General features: G+C 24.0%; 10 protein-coding genes and 1 pseudogene. 1 reads left to right on the top strand and 10 read right to left on the bottom strand.

The features are described from left to right. A partial coding sequence (locus T364_RS0101370; protein ID WP_027127969.1) for a HutD family protein occupies positions 1-521 on the bottom strand: 521 nt, incomplete at its 3' end. Between the two features lie 265 nt (positions 522-786). Between T364_RS0101370 and T364_RS0101365 the strand changes: the two genes are divergently transcribed. Continuing rightward, entirely contained in the window at positions 787-1560 is a 774-nt protein-coding gene (locus T364_RS0101365) for an IclR family transcriptional regulator (RefSeq protein WP_027127968.1), read from the top strand. A 25-nt stretch (positions 1561-1585) separates the two neighbouring features. Here T364_RS0101365 and T364_RS0101360 read toward each other — a convergent pair whose 3' ends face one another. The 9 genes and pseudogenes from T364_RS0101360 to T364_RS0101320 all read right to left on the bottom strand — a co-directional run bounded on the left by T364_RS0101360 (position 1586) and on the right by T364_RS0101320 (position 15312). Further along, positions 1586-2392, bottom strand: coding sequence for a response regulator transcription factor (locus T364_RS0101360; protein ID WP_027127967.1), 807 nt, complete (start codon positions 2390-2392; stop codon positions 1586-1588). After that, complete coding sequence (locus T364_RS0101355; protein ID WP_027127966.1) at positions 2370-4094, bottom strand: sensor histidine kinase; 1725 nt, start codon at positions 4092-4094, stop codon at positions 2370-2372. Before T364_RS0101355 ends, T364_RS0101360 begins: the two co-directional genes overlap by 23 nt. Before the next feature lie 56 nt (positions 4095-4150). Beyond that, positions 4151-5806, bottom strand: a complete 1656-nt coding sequence (locus T364_RS0101350) for an ABC transporter permease (protein ID WP_027127965.1) — start codon at positions 5804-5806, stop codon at positions 4151-4153. Beyond that, positions 5796-6917: an ABC transporter ATP-binding protein gene (locus T364_RS0101345; protein ID WP_027127964.1), complete on the bottom strand. Its 1122-nt coding sequence runs from the start codon at positions 6915-6917 to the stop codon at positions 5796-5798. Before T364_RS0101345 ends, T364_RS0101350 begins: the two co-directional genes overlap by 11 nt. 94 nt (positions 6918-7011) lie before the next feature. After that, on the bottom strand, positions 7012-8034 hold the full coding sequence (locus T364_RS0101340; RefSeq protein WP_027127963.1) for an ABC transporter substrate-binding protein: 1023 nt from the start codon (positions 8032-8034) through the stop codon (positions 7012-7014). 243 nt (positions 8035-8277) lie between these two features. Further along, entirely contained in the window at positions 8278-11955 is a 3678-nt protein-coding gene (locus T364_RS10920; protein WP_027127962.1) for a S6 family peptidase, read from the bottom strand. A gap of 204 nt (positions 11956-12159) precedes the next feature. Next, positions 12160-13113 (bottom strand): annotated as a pseudogene (gene msrAB, locus T364_RS10250) (bifunctional peptide-methionine (S)-S-oxide reductase MsrA/peptide-methionine (R)-S-oxide reductase MsrB); the annotation flags it as partial. Positions 13114-13891: 778 nt separating this feature from the next. Beyond that, positions 13892-14593, bottom strand: a complete 702-nt coding sequence (locus tag T364_RS10915; RefSeq protein WP_051532591.1) for a hypothetical protein — start codon at positions 14591-14593, stop codon at positions 13892-13894. A 20-nt stretch (positions 14594-14613) separates the two neighbouring features. Next, a complete protein-coding gene (locus T364_RS0101320; RefSeq protein WP_027127961.1) occupies positions 14614-15312 on the bottom strand; it encodes a hypothetical protein in 699 nt (232 codons plus the stop codon). Positions 15313-15315 lie beyond the last annotated feature (3 nt).

Raw genomic sequence — 15315 nt, 5'->3', positions numbered from 1 at the left:
AATATTTTTCCATTATTTTGTATTTTTATTTTTTTATTATCTGTTATTAATATTTCACCACTTTTTAATTCATTGTTATCTACTAATAAGGTTCCAGATATACAAAATACAAATCCTAATAAATCTTTTTCAGAAAATATTATATTTTCTTCTTTTTCTATTTCTTTAAAGAAAAAATCTCCACTACCATCTTTTATCATAAGATTAAAATCTGTAACTTTACCTTTAGAAAAAGTATCCCAATCTCCTTCAAATCTATCTATTTGATATTTTTCTAAAGTTATATTATGATGATTTTTGTGTTCTAACTCCATTTTTCCATCTAAAATTGATATTACTCTGTGAGTATTTTCTAATTTTGTAAAAGTAGAATTTTCTAATTCTGTTGTAGCTATACTTATTCTAAATTTAAAATTTCTTTCTTGATAAGTAGAATCTTCTGGATAAATATATAATTGTTTTGTAACTCCTCCACTCCAATTACTAATTACTCTATCTTTTTCTTTTAAAATTTTTATCATTTTTTCTCCTTGTTCACAAAAAACAATATTTTTATTTTTTATTCACAATAGCGGAACGCGTTTCTGTCTACGAAACTATTTTACTATTTATTTTATTTATTGTCAACTATTTTTTGTTTTATTTTTAATTTTTAGTCTATTTATTAGTTTTTAAGTTTTAAAAAAACACATTTTTGGAATAAAAAATCTATTCGTTTTTTTTAATAATTGACTTATAAATAAAAAATATATTATAATTTAATTAGGTAAAAGAAAGAGGTGAAAAATGGAGAAAGATTCTCAATATATCAATTCTATATGTAGAGCTATAGAAGTTATAGAATTATTTTCTAAATTACAAGTTAAATATTTAGGAGTATCTGAAATTAGTAAACATTTAGGTTTACATAAAACAACTACTTTTAGAATTTTAAAAACTCTAGAATATGCTGGTTGGATAGAACAACATCAAGAAAATAGTAAATACAAATTAACTACAAGTATATTAAGAGCTTCTATTGGAGTTAGAAATAATTTCGACTTAAAAGAAATTATCTCAACTGAAATGGAGAAATTAAGTAAAAAATATAATGAAAATATTGTCTTAACAACTATTATTGATAAAATAGGGGTTTGGATTAATATGATTAAAAGTACTCATGTATTATCTGAAGACGTAGAATCTGGTTATACTGTTCCTTTGCATATAGGAGCTACTGGAAAAACTTTATTAGCGTTTAAAGATGATGATTTTAAAAATGAATTTCTTGAAAAAAATTCTCTCATTATCAAAGAAACTCTTGGAAAGAAAAAACTATTAGAAGATATTAAAATTATTTATAAAAATAGGTTTGGAATTTCTAATTCTGAGGTAACTGAGGGAGTAACTGCTATATGTGTTCCTATTTTAGGAGCTGAAAATGAACTTTTATATGGACTTACTATTTCTGGTCCTAGTACTCGTTTTACAGAAGATATTTTAGAAAAAATGAAGAGAGATTTACTTCAAATATCTTTTCATATAGAAAATGAATTAAAAGTTTTTAAAAATAAGGTATAAAAAAACAGCCTATAATAGGCTGTTTTTATTTTTCTTCCTTTACTAAAACTAATTTTTGTTTTAAAAAATCTCCTGGAGCAACATTAAGATATTTTTTAAAGACAGTACAAAAATGTTTATAGTCAGTAAAACCGACTTTTTCAGAAATTTCATATAATTTATATTCTTCTTTCATCAAAAGCTTTATAGATTTTTGGATTCTATATTTATTTAAAATATCTAAAAAAGTTTCTCCAACTTCTTCTTTAAATTTTCTACTTAAATATCCTGTACTTACATCAAATTCCTCTGATAAATCTTTTATATTTAATTTTTCATAATAATAATTTTTTATTTTTTCCAAACTTTTTCTCACATATTTATTTTCTATATTATTGTCAAAATAAAACTCAATATTAAAAAATTCCATATCATCTTTAGTATCCACTACTTCTTCCACTTTTCTCAAAAGTTCTTTTTCACTTAATTTTTCTCTAACCTTATCTAAAGCTTCATATAAAATATCTTCATCTATAGGTTTTAAAATATACTCAACTACACCTAAGTTAATACTTTCCTTAGCATATTCAAATTCTCCATAACTAGTCAATATAATTTTTTCAAAAGTTTTTCCTTGTTGCATGGCCTCTCTAATCATTTCTAATCCATCTAATACAGGCATTCTTATATCAGTAATTACTAAATCTGGAGATAAACTTTCTATTTTTTCTAAACCATCTTTTCCATTTATAGCTTCACCTATTATTGTACAATCTTTAGATAACCAATCTATAGTATTTATTAATCCTTTTCTTATTATTTCTTCATCTTCAACTATTAATATCTTTATCATAATTTTCTCCTTTAGATATTGGAAGAATTATTTTTACAAAAGTTCCTTTATTTAATATACTTTTTATAATTAATTTATAATTTTTTCCATACATAAGTTGTATTCTTCTTTGAACATTATATAGTCCTATATGTTCTTTTGTTTCTAATTTCTCTTTATTAAGTTTTTCTCTAACTAAATATAATTCATTCTTTGTCATTCCTTTACCATTATTATAGATTATTATAATTAAATTATTTCTAATTTCTTTTATAAAGATATTTATTTTAAAAGTTTTTTCTTGAATAAAGCCATATTTTATAGAATTTTCTATTATTGGTTGCATTATCAATTTTGGAGATAATATATCATTTAATTCTTCTTTCATATTAATTTCATATTGAAATTTTTCTCCAAATCTAAATTTTTGTATTTCTAAATAATTTTTTATATAAAACATATTTCTTGCCATTGTAACTTCTGAAGATTTATTTTCTATACTAAATCTTAAAATAGATGAAATATTTAATATTATCTTATTAGCCTTTGAAATATCAGTTTTTATCGTATATCTTAACATTTCTAAAGTATTAAATAAAAAATGGGGATTAAACTGACTTTCTAATTGTTTTATCTCTGAAATTATACTATGTTCTGTTTCCTCTTTATTTTTCTCGATTAACTCTTTTATACTTTCAAGCATTTTATTATATGAGTCAGCTATTATTTGAAATTCATCATTAGAGTTTATTATAAGTTTTGCATTTAAATCTCCTTTTTTTAACTTTTCAATTCCTGAAATAATTTCTTCCATAGCTTTTGTTTTATTTATTGCTACTCTTCTAACTACTTTAGCCATAATAAAAGTTAAAATAAACAATACAAAAATACTATATATAAAAGTATTAAAAAAACTCTTTATTATATAATCTAAAGAAGATATACAATAAATTGACATATTTGAATAATATATTTTTCTTTGACTAATAAAATATCTATTTTCATCTATTTTTGAAAAATTTTCACTAATTTGTAATTTTTTTCCTATTTTATTAATTCCATTTCTAAAACTTTCATTAGTTGTCATAATAATATTATTATATTTATCAACTAAAATAATTGTGTTTTGACTATATTTTCCAATAGTTTCTTTTAAAAAACTATCAGATAAATAATATGCTACATAACCTATTATCTCTCCATTTTTTTTTATTGCTTTACAAATACAATAGTCACTTTCTTCTCCATCTAAAAAATAAAATTTTCCAGTAACTCCTACTATATTGTTAGGATTATTATCCATTCTAGTAAAAATCATAGAGTTAAAAACATTTCTTGAAGTTAATTTTTTACTTTTTATATTTGTACAAGAATTTTTATTTTTATCAAAAATGATTAAATTACCTTCCAATTCAATATTATTTATAATATTATATATTTCTTGATATGTTATACTTGTTATTTTTTTATTAACTAACTCCTCTATTATTTTTTCATTTCTAGATAGGATATCTATTTTTTCAAAAGCTTCTGATACCATAATATCTATTTTTTTTGATAATATTTTACTTACTTCTTGATTTTCTTTTTTTATAACTAAATAATTTGTTAAATAAACACTACAATATCCCATAAAAGTAATTAAAAGAAGAGGAATAAGTGAATAAAAAATAAGAGTTTTTTTCATTTGTTCTTTAAAACTAATAAATTCTCTTTTTTTCATAAGCTATCCCTCTATACTTTTTATTTTATTCTATCATAAATAAGTAAATTCATCTACTATACATTTACATTTCTTCCACCAGTAGCTTTAAAGAAAATTAACAATGAAATAACTGTAGTTACAGTTAAAATTGTTGATAAAGCTGCTGCTGTACCATAACTTGCTCTTATTACCTCTGTATAAATTGAAACTGACATTGTTCTTGTTGTTCCTGTATATAAAATTACAGAAGAACTCAATTCATTTATAACTGTTATCCAACTTAGTATTGCTCCTGATAATACTCCTGGTAACATCATCATAGCAGTAATTTTAAAGAAAGTTTTTACTGGTGAACATCCTAAACTTATAGAAGCTTCTTCTAAACTTGGACTTATTTGATATAAAATAGCTGCTGATGAACGTAAGGTATAAGGTAATCTTCTTATTACAAATGAAATTATAATAATTATTGCTGTTCCACTTAATATTATTGGTTTACTATTAAAAGCTAGTAATAAAGTTATACCTATTACAGAACCAGGAATAATATATGGAAACATTGTCATTGTATCTATTATTCCTGTAAGGAAATTTCTTTTTCTAGTAGAAATATATGCAATAAACATCCCCATAATTATGATTATTACAATAGCTATTCCCCCATAAATATATGTATTTAATATAGCACTTCCCATTCTCGAGAAAATTCTTCTATAACTTTCTAGAGAAAATTCATCAACAAACATTGAACCTCTTGTTTTTAAAAAAGATGTATAGATTACTGTAATTTGTGGAATTATTGATAAAAATACAACAAAATATATGAAAATATGTATTAATACTCCTTTAACTCCTTTTATCTCTGTTGGTTGAATAGGTCTTAACGAACTCATAACAAAAGATTTTTTATTAACAATATATTTTTGTCCAACAAATAAAACTATTGTAATTAATACCATAATAGTAGCCATTGCAGCAGCAAAGTTGGCATTTCCACCCATCTCTCCTACAAACTCAGAATAAATTAATACAGGCATTACATTAAATCCCTCTCCTATTAACATTGGAGTTCCAAAGTCTGCCATGGCATTCATAAACACTAAAAGTCCTCCAGACATCAATGTAGGTAAAATAAGAGGCATTATAATTGTCCAAACTTTTCTAAAAGATGTACATCCTAAACTTTCAGCTGCTTCACTTAATGATACATCTATTTTTTTTAAAGCTCCTGAAACATAAAGATATATAAATGGATATAACTTTAAAGTAAATACTAAAAGTATTCCAGTAAATCCATAAATAGTTGGAAGTTTTATCCCTAATGAATTTCTAAAAAATTGTGTTACAACTCCACTTCTTCCGCATAATAAAACCCATGAATAAGCTCCTATAAATGGAGGAGACAACATAGAAATAATTATTAAAACTTCTATTAAACCTTTTAATTTTATTTTATATGTTGTCATAAAATAAGCAATAGGTACACCTATAAAAATTGCCAAAATAGTTACACATGAAGTAACTTTAAAACTGTTTAAAAGTCCTTGATAATAATATTTTCTACTAAAAAATCTAGTAAAATTATCCAATCCCCATTCTCCTGTATTAGGATTTTGGAATCCACTTATAAATAATGAGAATAATGGATAGATAAGAAATAATGTAAAAATTAATGCTATTACTAAAGTAACCACTGTCCAGAAATCCCATTTTATTTTTTTACTCAACATATATTTCAACTCCTTTGATTAGGCTCTTTTCACCATCCTCTGTAAATATATTTATTTTTTGAGAATTTGGTTTTAAGAAAATTTTTTCTCCTACATTATAAATTTTTTCTGCATGACCTATATCTTGAGAAAATTCTAAAGCTGGCATATTTTCAACTATTTCTTCGTTTAATGGTTCTATTTCATAAGTATTATATTTTCCTAAGAAAGTACTTGTTTTTATTTCTACTTCTATTCCTGACTCTGCTATTGAAAATTCTTCTGGACGGATAGCAACAATAACTTTTTGTCCATCTTTTACTGTATCAACTAAATTATCCATTAAAATTTTATAACCTGATTTAAATACAATATAAGTATTTTTATTTTGAATTTCTATTTTTCCATAAAATAAATTTGAATATCCTATAAAAGTAGCTACAAATTGATTATATGGTCTTGTATAAATATCATGAGGTCTTCCTAATTGTTGAATAACTCCATTATTTATAACAGCTATTCTATCTGATATAGCTAAGGCTTCCTCTTGGTCATGTGTAACATAAACTGTTGTTATTCCAACTTTCTTTTGTACATCTCTTATGGCTGAACGCATTTCTAATCTTAATTTAGCATCAAGGTTTGAAAGAGGTTCATCCATCAAAAGTACACTTGGATGAATAACTATAGCTCTTGCTAAAGCTACCCTTTGTTGTTGTCCTCCAGATAATCTTTCTGGTAATCTATCTTGATATTGAGAAATTTTTACAACATCTAATATGTTATCAACTTTCTCTTTCATCTCATTTTTTGGAATATTTCTAAGTTTTAATCCATATTCAACATTTTCTCTAACTGTCATATGTGGAAAAATTGCATAACTTTGGAAAACCATTCCTATATTTCTTTTATGAGCTGGCATATCGTTTATAACTGTGTCACCAAAATAAATCTCTCCACCTTCTATACTATTAAATCCAGCTATCATTCTAAGTAAAGTTGTTTTTCCACAACCTGATGGTCCTAATAATGTAAAAAATTCTCCATTTTTTATATCAACTGTCATATCAGGAATAATTACATTATTTCCAAATTTTTTTACTACATTTTTTACTTTTATCTCAACACTCATTTTACACCTCTCTATTCTTATTTAAAAAATATCCAAAACTTAGTTATAACCCACAGCTAAGTAATGGATATTTTTTCAGGATTATTTATTTGTACTATTTAGTATATATATCTTTAAATTTGTCTAGCCATTGTTGTTTAGAAGCATTTACTACATTTATATCATCTTCTATGACATTAATATTTTCTAAAGCTTCTAATCCTTTTCCTGCTCCAACATCTTTTCTTATACTTCTTCTATTTAATTCAGATGTAATCATTGTTTGAGCTTCTTTACCTGTTACAAAGTCTACGAACTTTTTAGCATTTTCTTCATTTTTACAATTTTTTATAATATATACACCATCTGGTTTAACAATAACTCCCTCTTTCATATAAACTGTTTTTACTGGAGCTCCTGAATTTACATATTTTGCTGAACCTTCTTCAAATGTAAGTCCAACTGTATATTCTCCATCTGCTACACCTTTATAAACTGCTGATGAACCAGAAAGTAATGTATAGTTTAAGTTATTCATTAATTTTTCTACATACCACCAACCTTTATCAGGGTCTCCATTACCCATTGCATAAAGCATATTTACTAAATGTTCAAATGATGATGAAGATTTAGCTGGGTCAGAAAAAGCTATTTTTCCTTTTAATGCTGGATTTAATAAATCTTCATAACTTTCAACTTTTATATCTCCTATTAAATTAGTATTTACCATTAATACACTTGGAACAGCTGTAAATCTAGTCATATTTCCTTCTTTATTTTTATAAGCGTCATAGAATGAATCTTCATTAACACTTGTATAAGGTAGGAAGTAATCTTTAATAGGTTCTACTGTACTTATTGTTCCTCCCCATAATATATCTGCTAGAGGATTATCTTTTTCAGATTCAACTCTCTTCATTAACTCTCCTGTACCAGCAGCTATTACTTCTACAGATACTCCAGTTTTTACTTCAAATTCTTTTACTAGAGGGTCAATAAACTCCAATGGATGTGGACAATAAATAGTTAGATTTCCTGCTCCATTATCTTTAGCTTTTTCTTTATTTCCACCACCACAACCAACTAAAAGTCCAGATAACATTAAAGCAATACCTGTCATTAATACACCTTTTTTCATATTTTTCCTCCTTATTCTTCAAATATAATACATTTTTATTTTCTCTTTATATTAATAGGATAGTATATTTTTTTATTTTTTTAAATACTTTTTCATATTATTTTATACTAAAAAATGACCTTTTTTTATTTTTTATAAATTTTTTGTTCGTTTTCATTATTTTTCTATTATTTTTAATATATTTTTCATTATTTTACTGTAAAAAAAGAGGTTATCACAAAAATTGTAATAACCTCTTTAATATTAAAACTTATAACTTCCTTTTATAGTACCTGTTAATTTTTCAGCTCCATATTCTCCCATATAATATTTAAGTTCTGCACTTACTCCTATATTTTCATATTGTAAATCCGTTCCAACTTTTAAACTAGCTCCTTTTTCTATTAAAGCAGTTTGTACTTGTTTTTCTACTGTTGTTACCTCTAAACTTTTTCCACTTAAATTTTGATTTAATTCATAAGCTAATACTCCATAACTATTTACTTTGATTGGAGTATTATTTTCAAATTCTTTTTCTATTCTAACTTCTGGATTTATTTCTAAAATAAATTCATCATCAATAGAAGCTTTTTGAACTTTATCTTTAAATCTTAATTGGTAATCTACACCTGGAATATAATACATATTAAAATCTATTCCTGTTGTTAATTTTAAATCATTCACCTTCTTACTAATTCCTATTCCACTTCCAAAATTAAATATTCCTGTATTAAAGCTTTCTGAATCTATCTCATCTTTTACATAGTTAAATCCTAAATTTCCTTTTATAAAATATCCATCATTTCTTAAGAATTTTCCATATACATTAGCTGAATAAGTTTCCATATTTCCTGAATAATTTCCATCATAATCAATATTAGATTTTCCATATATAAAAGATATTCCTTTATAATAATTCATATTATTTAAATATTCCATATTTTCATATGAAACTCCATGGTTAATTATATTTTGATTATATTCTCTAAATTTATTACTTTCATAATTTGATTCTGAATAATTTCCTCTATATGAGAATCCTTCTTGGAAATTTTCTCCATCCATAGCTAACATCGAATCTTTTACTAAATTTCTTTGAGATTTTATCAATTCCATTCTAGCAGCATATTCTGATAACATAGCATTAGTAGTAGACCCTGCTGTTCTTTTATCTATTTCACTTGGAATATATACTGATATATCCATTTTGTCATTTTCATCCTTATTTACTTTTAATTCTGTTTTTACAGAACCAATATCAACTACATTGCTTCCATCATTTCCAACAATTTCTAATTGTTTATTTTCTGATGCTTGAATTTCCATTAAACTAAAACTATTTCCAAAATCAGGAACTTCTGCTTTATCATTAAAATCTATTGTTAATTTTAAATTATCTTCAGCCAAATTATTAATAATTACTTTATCACTTTTTCCTGTTTTTGAATCTGTATTAAAATTAATAGTTGCATTTCCATAAAAATCTCCAACAGTTAATGTTGAAAATTCTTCAGCACTTTTTTCAAATGGATTTTTCTTAAAATTAATTTTAGTATTATTTCCTAATAATAGTGTATTTACTTGAGAATCTCCAGATATATTCCAAATTGTACTTAATAAATTTAATTCTCCATCTATAGTTCCTATAGTTCCATTTAATACTGAATCTACTAATTTCAAATTACTATTACTTAAATTTATATCTCCATTTATTGAAGAATTTGTTAAAGTTGAATTAGATAATCCTGATAAATTTAAATTACCAACTAGAGTAGTGTTTTCTATAATAGAATTACTTCCTTTTTGAGAAACATTTCCTGTAACTATAGAATTAGAAAAATAACCATCACTATTTTCTAAATTTATATCTCCTTTTAATTGAGTATAACCCATTTTTAAATTAGAATTATTTTTTATATCTAAATTTCCTGTATAAAAAGTTGTTATATTTTTAAATCTATCTCCACTTACTTTATCACTTAATGTTGTTTCAACAGCATTTTGTTCTTTAGTTTCTTGAGTACTATCATAAACTATCTTTGTTTCATCACTAATATATCCTAAAACAACATTATTTTCTCCCTCTGTTTTTACATCTCCATTTATTACAGAATATACACTTCCATAGAAATTACTTCCTTGTGCCATATTTATATTTTTAAAAGTAAATTCACTAAAATAGTAATCTCCATTTACTGTTGTTTCTTTTATTTTTTCTCCAGCATGCAAATCTCTTTCTCCAGAAAGAATTAAAGTTGTACCAGAAGATGTAAGATTAAAATCTCCATTTAAATTTGAACCACCTGTAATAGCAAAAGTTTTATTATTTTTTCCACCTATATTTACATCCATTTCCCCATTTATTTTTTCTTCATCCTTTTCTCCAAATTGTCCATGGTATATTGATGAATCCCCTATAAATTTATCTGTATCAATATTTATTGTAGATTTTTTATCAGTATGATTTACTATCATAGCTCCACTATCAACAGCATTTATTTTTCCAAAAGTAATTTCATTTCCATGTACATCTAATCTTCCACCTCTAAATAAAAAATTTATTTTAGAAGTATCTATTTGTTCTGAATCTTTTAAAACTACTGTAGCTCTTCCACTAACAATATCTATATATTCAAAAGCTTGTTTTTCTCCATTAATATCTTCTTGTTGGTCTAATACAACTATTCCATCTCCAACATTTAAAGCACCTTTATTTATTCCTGTTCCATTAACATGTAAAGTTCCTTCTCCAATTTTATGAAGAGCATCTCCTTCAACTCCATTTACTTGCCAAATAACTTCCTTATCCTTGTCAATTTCTATTCCAGCCCCAACCCAAGTTTCATTTCCTGTTTCACCTTTTACTATGTAATTGTTTTTAAAAGTAAGTTTTCCTGCTCCCATATTTATAGAATCAGCTAATTTTATTGTTCCTCCTTCTCCAGCAAATGTAACATGTTTTGTAAAATTCAATTCATCATTACTAGCATTAGCAAGGTTCAATTCTGATTTTAATCCATTATAGTCCCATTTATTATTTCCTTGAACTATTGTCCCTATACCCTGATTTTTTCCATCTTCTTCTTTAATTCCATTCCAAACAATTTCTCCATCAGTTTTTATATCTTCTATTTCTGGTAAATAATCTTCTTTCATTACTTGTTCCATGAAAGCTTTATCTACTGGAATATATATACTTACCTTATCTGATATTGCCATCCCAAAAGCAACTAATTCCCATTCTTGAGTTTCATTATTAAATCCCCATAATGGTGAACCACTATCACCTTGTTCAATATATATTGGTAAAGGACTTTTATCTAAATAATTATTCATATTTGGTCCTCTATCATTTATCCATATTCCTTTATATAACATATCACTTGTTATAATTCCACCTGTAAGATATTCATAAGCATATGCTTCATAAATTTTATCTCCATTTTCCTTTTGAGTATATTGTATTCCACTTCCTACTCTAGCAAACATTGAATATTTATTTTTCCAATCTTGTTCTAAAGTATCATCTTGTTTGTATTTTGTTGGTGCTACATCTGTTACTACTTTATTTAATCTAGGTGTATGATAATCTCTATTAGATTTTTCATTTCTATCTATTAATTTATAAGTATGTCCTGTGTTGTATCCATATTTTACTGTAGTATATCCCTTATTATGTTTAACCCCAGCTACATAATTTGGGTCTATTAAAGTTCCTACTGCATTAGAATCTGTTGAAGCAAAATCTGGAATAGGTAAATTAATTACTTTAAAACTTCCATCTTTTCTTTCTACTACTACGTTAGTTGCTCCTACTTTAAATTGTCCTTTATTCATAGCAAAATCTTTGTATAATTGATAATCAATAATATCTGATACCGTTCCCCCATATACTGTCTGAATTGCTAAAAAATAACAAAATAATCTTCTTTTTAAACTCATTACTCATCCTTTCTTAATATTTTTTATTTTTAGTAATTTAGGCACTTCTTATATTTTAATATATTAAACAAAAATTGTCAAATGTTATTTTTTTTATAACTATATTATTTTACTTTGAATTATGATAAAGAAAATCATATTTTAACAAATGTCAAAAATTATATAAAATAAAAAAGGAACTATTATAAGTCCCTTTTCTTATAACTATTCTACAAAAGGAATTAAATCTCCATATCCCTCTTCTTCCATTTTTTCTAAAGGAATAAATTTTATAGAAGCACTATTTATGCAATATCTTAATCCTCCTTTATCTTGTGGTCCATCATCAAAAACATGACCTAAATGGGATTCTCCCACTCTACTTTTTACTTCTACTCTTCTCATTCCATAACTTTTATCCATTGAGTAATTTACAACTTCTGAAGCTATAACTTTTGAAAAACTTGGCCATCCACACCCAGAATCAAATTTATCTTTTGAAGAAAATAATGGTTCTCCTGTGGTTATATCTACATATATTCCTTTTCCATAAAAATCCCAATATTCATTTTGATATGGTTTTTCTGTATCAGCTTTTTGAGTTACTTTATATTGTATATCTGTTAATTTTTCTTTTAATTCTTTTTCTGATAATTTTTTATATTTATTTTTATTAACTATTACCTCATCTGCTTTTGATAAATCAATATGACAGTAACCATTTGGATTTTTCTTTAAATAATCTTGATGATAATCTTCTGCTAAATAAAAATTTTCTAATTTTTTATTTTCTACTACTATTTTTCTGTTATATCCTTTTTGAAGGTCATCTAATTCTTTTTGAATTATCTCTCTGTCTTTCTCATCTGTATAATAAATTCCTGTTCTATATTGTGTTCCAATATCATTTCCTTGTTTATTTATACTTGTTGGGTCTATTATTCTAAAATAATATTGTAATAAAGTTTCAAGATTTATTTTATCAGAATCATAAGTTACACAAACTGTTTCTGCATGTCCTGTAGCTCTATACACTACATCTTCATATTTAGGATTTTCTGTTTTTCCATTGGCATATCCTGACTGTACATCAATTACTCCTTTTATTCTTTCAAAATATGCTTCAACTCCCCAAAAACATCCTCCAGCTAAATATATTTCTTTTATATTCATATTATTTTTTACCTCCATTTTTTTATCTAAATTATTTTCTGTAGAGAAAATAAAATTAAATATTACTAAAAACATTATAAAAATTTTTATTAATTTTTTCAATAAATCACACTCCTTCTTCTCTTTTTTTGAATCATATCTATATTGATATTATATCATTTTTTTATAATTTTAAAAATAAAAATATTATATTCTTTTTATTTTTTCTTAATTATTTTTTATTATTTTCTTTAATTTTTAATAAACAATAAAATCATAATAATGAAATTTTTTTTCAAAATTTTAATTTTATTTTTTTCTAAAAAAATGATATAATATTTTTGTAGAAAAAATTTTTTCTTCGCCAACGGAATTTTTAACTTATGAAAATAATTATTAATGTTATAACCTTTTAATTTATCTTAAATTACTTGGGTTTTAACTTGATTAATATATTTATACCCTTAATTTTTATGAAAAAACAGCCTTTTTTGGCTGTTTTTTCCCTTTTATATTTCGTAATTATTGGTTTTTATTATAGTTATAAAAATAGTGATTTCTAAAATTTTATCAATAATTTTAATTATTTGTTAAGACCTTTACTAGTTATAGCTTTAGTAGGATAAACTAGAAGATATGAAGATATATAGTAGTTTAAATTTCTCAGACATTGTTTAAGAAATTCTATAAACTTTATAAAGTTTCTCAATTACTTTAAATTTATTTTTGAAAAATCTTTATCAATCTCTTTTATTAATTTTAAAAAAAGATTTTTAAAATATACATACTTGAGTTTATCTTAATTTTATAACTTATACCTTAATTTCAATCTAGTTCCATTTCCTTTAGGTGGAGAATATATTTCTTCATATTCGTATCCACAACTTCTCATGGCTGAACATACTGTAGGTGCTGCATTTATTATTTTCATTTCATTTATAATATTTCCTGAAACTAATTCAATTTCTTTTATTCCCATTTTTTTAAAATTGTCTAATTGCTCAATTATATATTTTCTTACTTCTTCAATATTTGGATTATCTGTTTTTTTCTTTTTTTTGATTTTCTCTTTCTTTAATTCTTTTGTTAAATTTACTGATTTAGTTACTATTCCATTATTTTCCATATCTATTTCCAATAAAATTAAATCTTCTGGTATTAAATGAGAATTTAGTCTTATAAAATAATCAAAAATTGTTTCATTATTTTTTAAACTACTTTTTTTCAGAACCAATATTTTTTTATAACTTTTAGGAACTAAAGAAAAATATAAAATAGTTTCTCTTAATGTTGAAATTTTTCCACTAGGATTATTCTTATTTTTTGTCCATTCATATGATTTACATTCTATTATATAATTTTCATTTCCTAAATCAAATTTATGTTCTTTTTTTATTGAATAACCTATTTCTATTTTCTTTTGTTTTTCTAATTTTTCCTTTAAATATTCCTCTAATATAATTTTTACAATTTTTTCAAATTCATTTCCTGTTAAATTATTTTTCATATTATTTTCCTACTTTTTATTTAGTCATCTGAATTTAATTCTGTATAATCAGCTCTTAAAAATACAAAGTATTTTGTTAATTGTATATTATACTCTTTTAATAATTTTTTTATTAAATTTCTTATCCCATCTGCACTTAAATTTGTTTCTACATATCCATCAACTAGTTTTAGATATTCAGGTCCATACATATCTTTTTTATTAGTGGATAATAAACTTCTTTTTCTTCCTTTTATTTTTTCTTCTTTTACTATTTTTGATAAAATTCTTGAATCTTTTTCTCCTAAATATTCACAAGTATTTATTAAAACTTCTTTCCAACTATTAGCTTCTATTCTTTTGTTTTCTATAATAAAAGCACAGGGTCTTTTATGTCTAAAAATTTCATATAAACTATGTTTTTCATTTTCATCTACTCTATATTTATCATAATCTTTTAAATTATTAACTTCTGAAGCTTCTTTTATCTCTTCATCTAATTCTAACCTTTTATCTAATAATTTTTCTATTTCTTGAGATTTTTTATTTATTTCTTTTATAAATTCTATTGATTCTGTTGCTTTTTCAAATTCCTTATTATTTATTAATTCAGAAATATATTTATTTGCTAATTCTTTTGAAATTTCATCTAATATATCTTTTTGTAACTCTAAGCAGGATAATAATTCTTCATATTTTTTTATTTTTGTTTTTTCTAAAAACTCTATTATTTCTTCCATTTA

It is taken from the genome of Fusobacterium perfoetens ATCC 29250, from assembly GCF_000622245.1.
Taxonomy (GTDB): domain Bacteria; phylum Fusobacteriota; class Fusobacteriia; order Fusobacteriales; family Fusobacteriaceae; genus Fusobacterium_B; species Fusobacterium_B perfoetens.
The sequence above is the reverse complement of the archived record's forward strand: the minus strand, read 5'-3'. Positions and strand labels throughout refer to the sequence as shown.

Coding starts and splice junctions, on each gene's coding strand:
- T364_RS10915 (WP_051532591.1), bottom strand. CDS start 14,593: ATGAAAAATAATTTAACAGGAAATGAATTTGAAAAAATTGTAAAAATT.
- T364_RS0101345 (WP_027127964.1), bottom strand. CDS start 6,917: ATGAGTGTTGAGATAAAAGTAAAAAATGTAGTAAAAAAATTTGGAAAT.
- T364_RS0101355 (WP_027127966.1), bottom strand. CDS start 4,094: ATGAAAAAAAGAGAATTTATTAGTTTTAAAGAACAAATGAAAAAAACT.
- T364_RS0101365 (WP_027127968.1), top strand. CDS start 787: ATGGAGAAAGATTCTCAATATATCAATTCTATATGTAGAGCTATAGAA.
- T364_RS0101360 (WP_027127967.1), bottom strand. CDS start 2,392: ATGATAAAGATATTAATAGTTGAAGATGAAGAAATAATAAGAAAAGGA.
- T364_RS0101320 (WP_027127961.1), bottom strand. CDS start 15,312: ATGGAAGAAATAATAGAGTTTTTAGAAAAAACAAAAATAAAAAAATAT.
- T364_RS0101340 (WP_027127963.1), bottom strand. CDS start 8,034: ATGAAAAAAGGTGTATTAATGACAGGTATTGCTTTAATGTTATCTGGA.
- T364_RS0101350 (WP_027127965.1), bottom strand. CDS start 5,806: ATGTTGAGTAAAAAAATAAAATGGGATTTCTGGACAGTGGTTACTTTA.
- T364_RS10920 (WP_027127962.1), bottom strand. CDS start 11,955: ATGAGTTTAAAAAGAAGATTATTTTGTTATTTTTTAGCAATTCAGACA.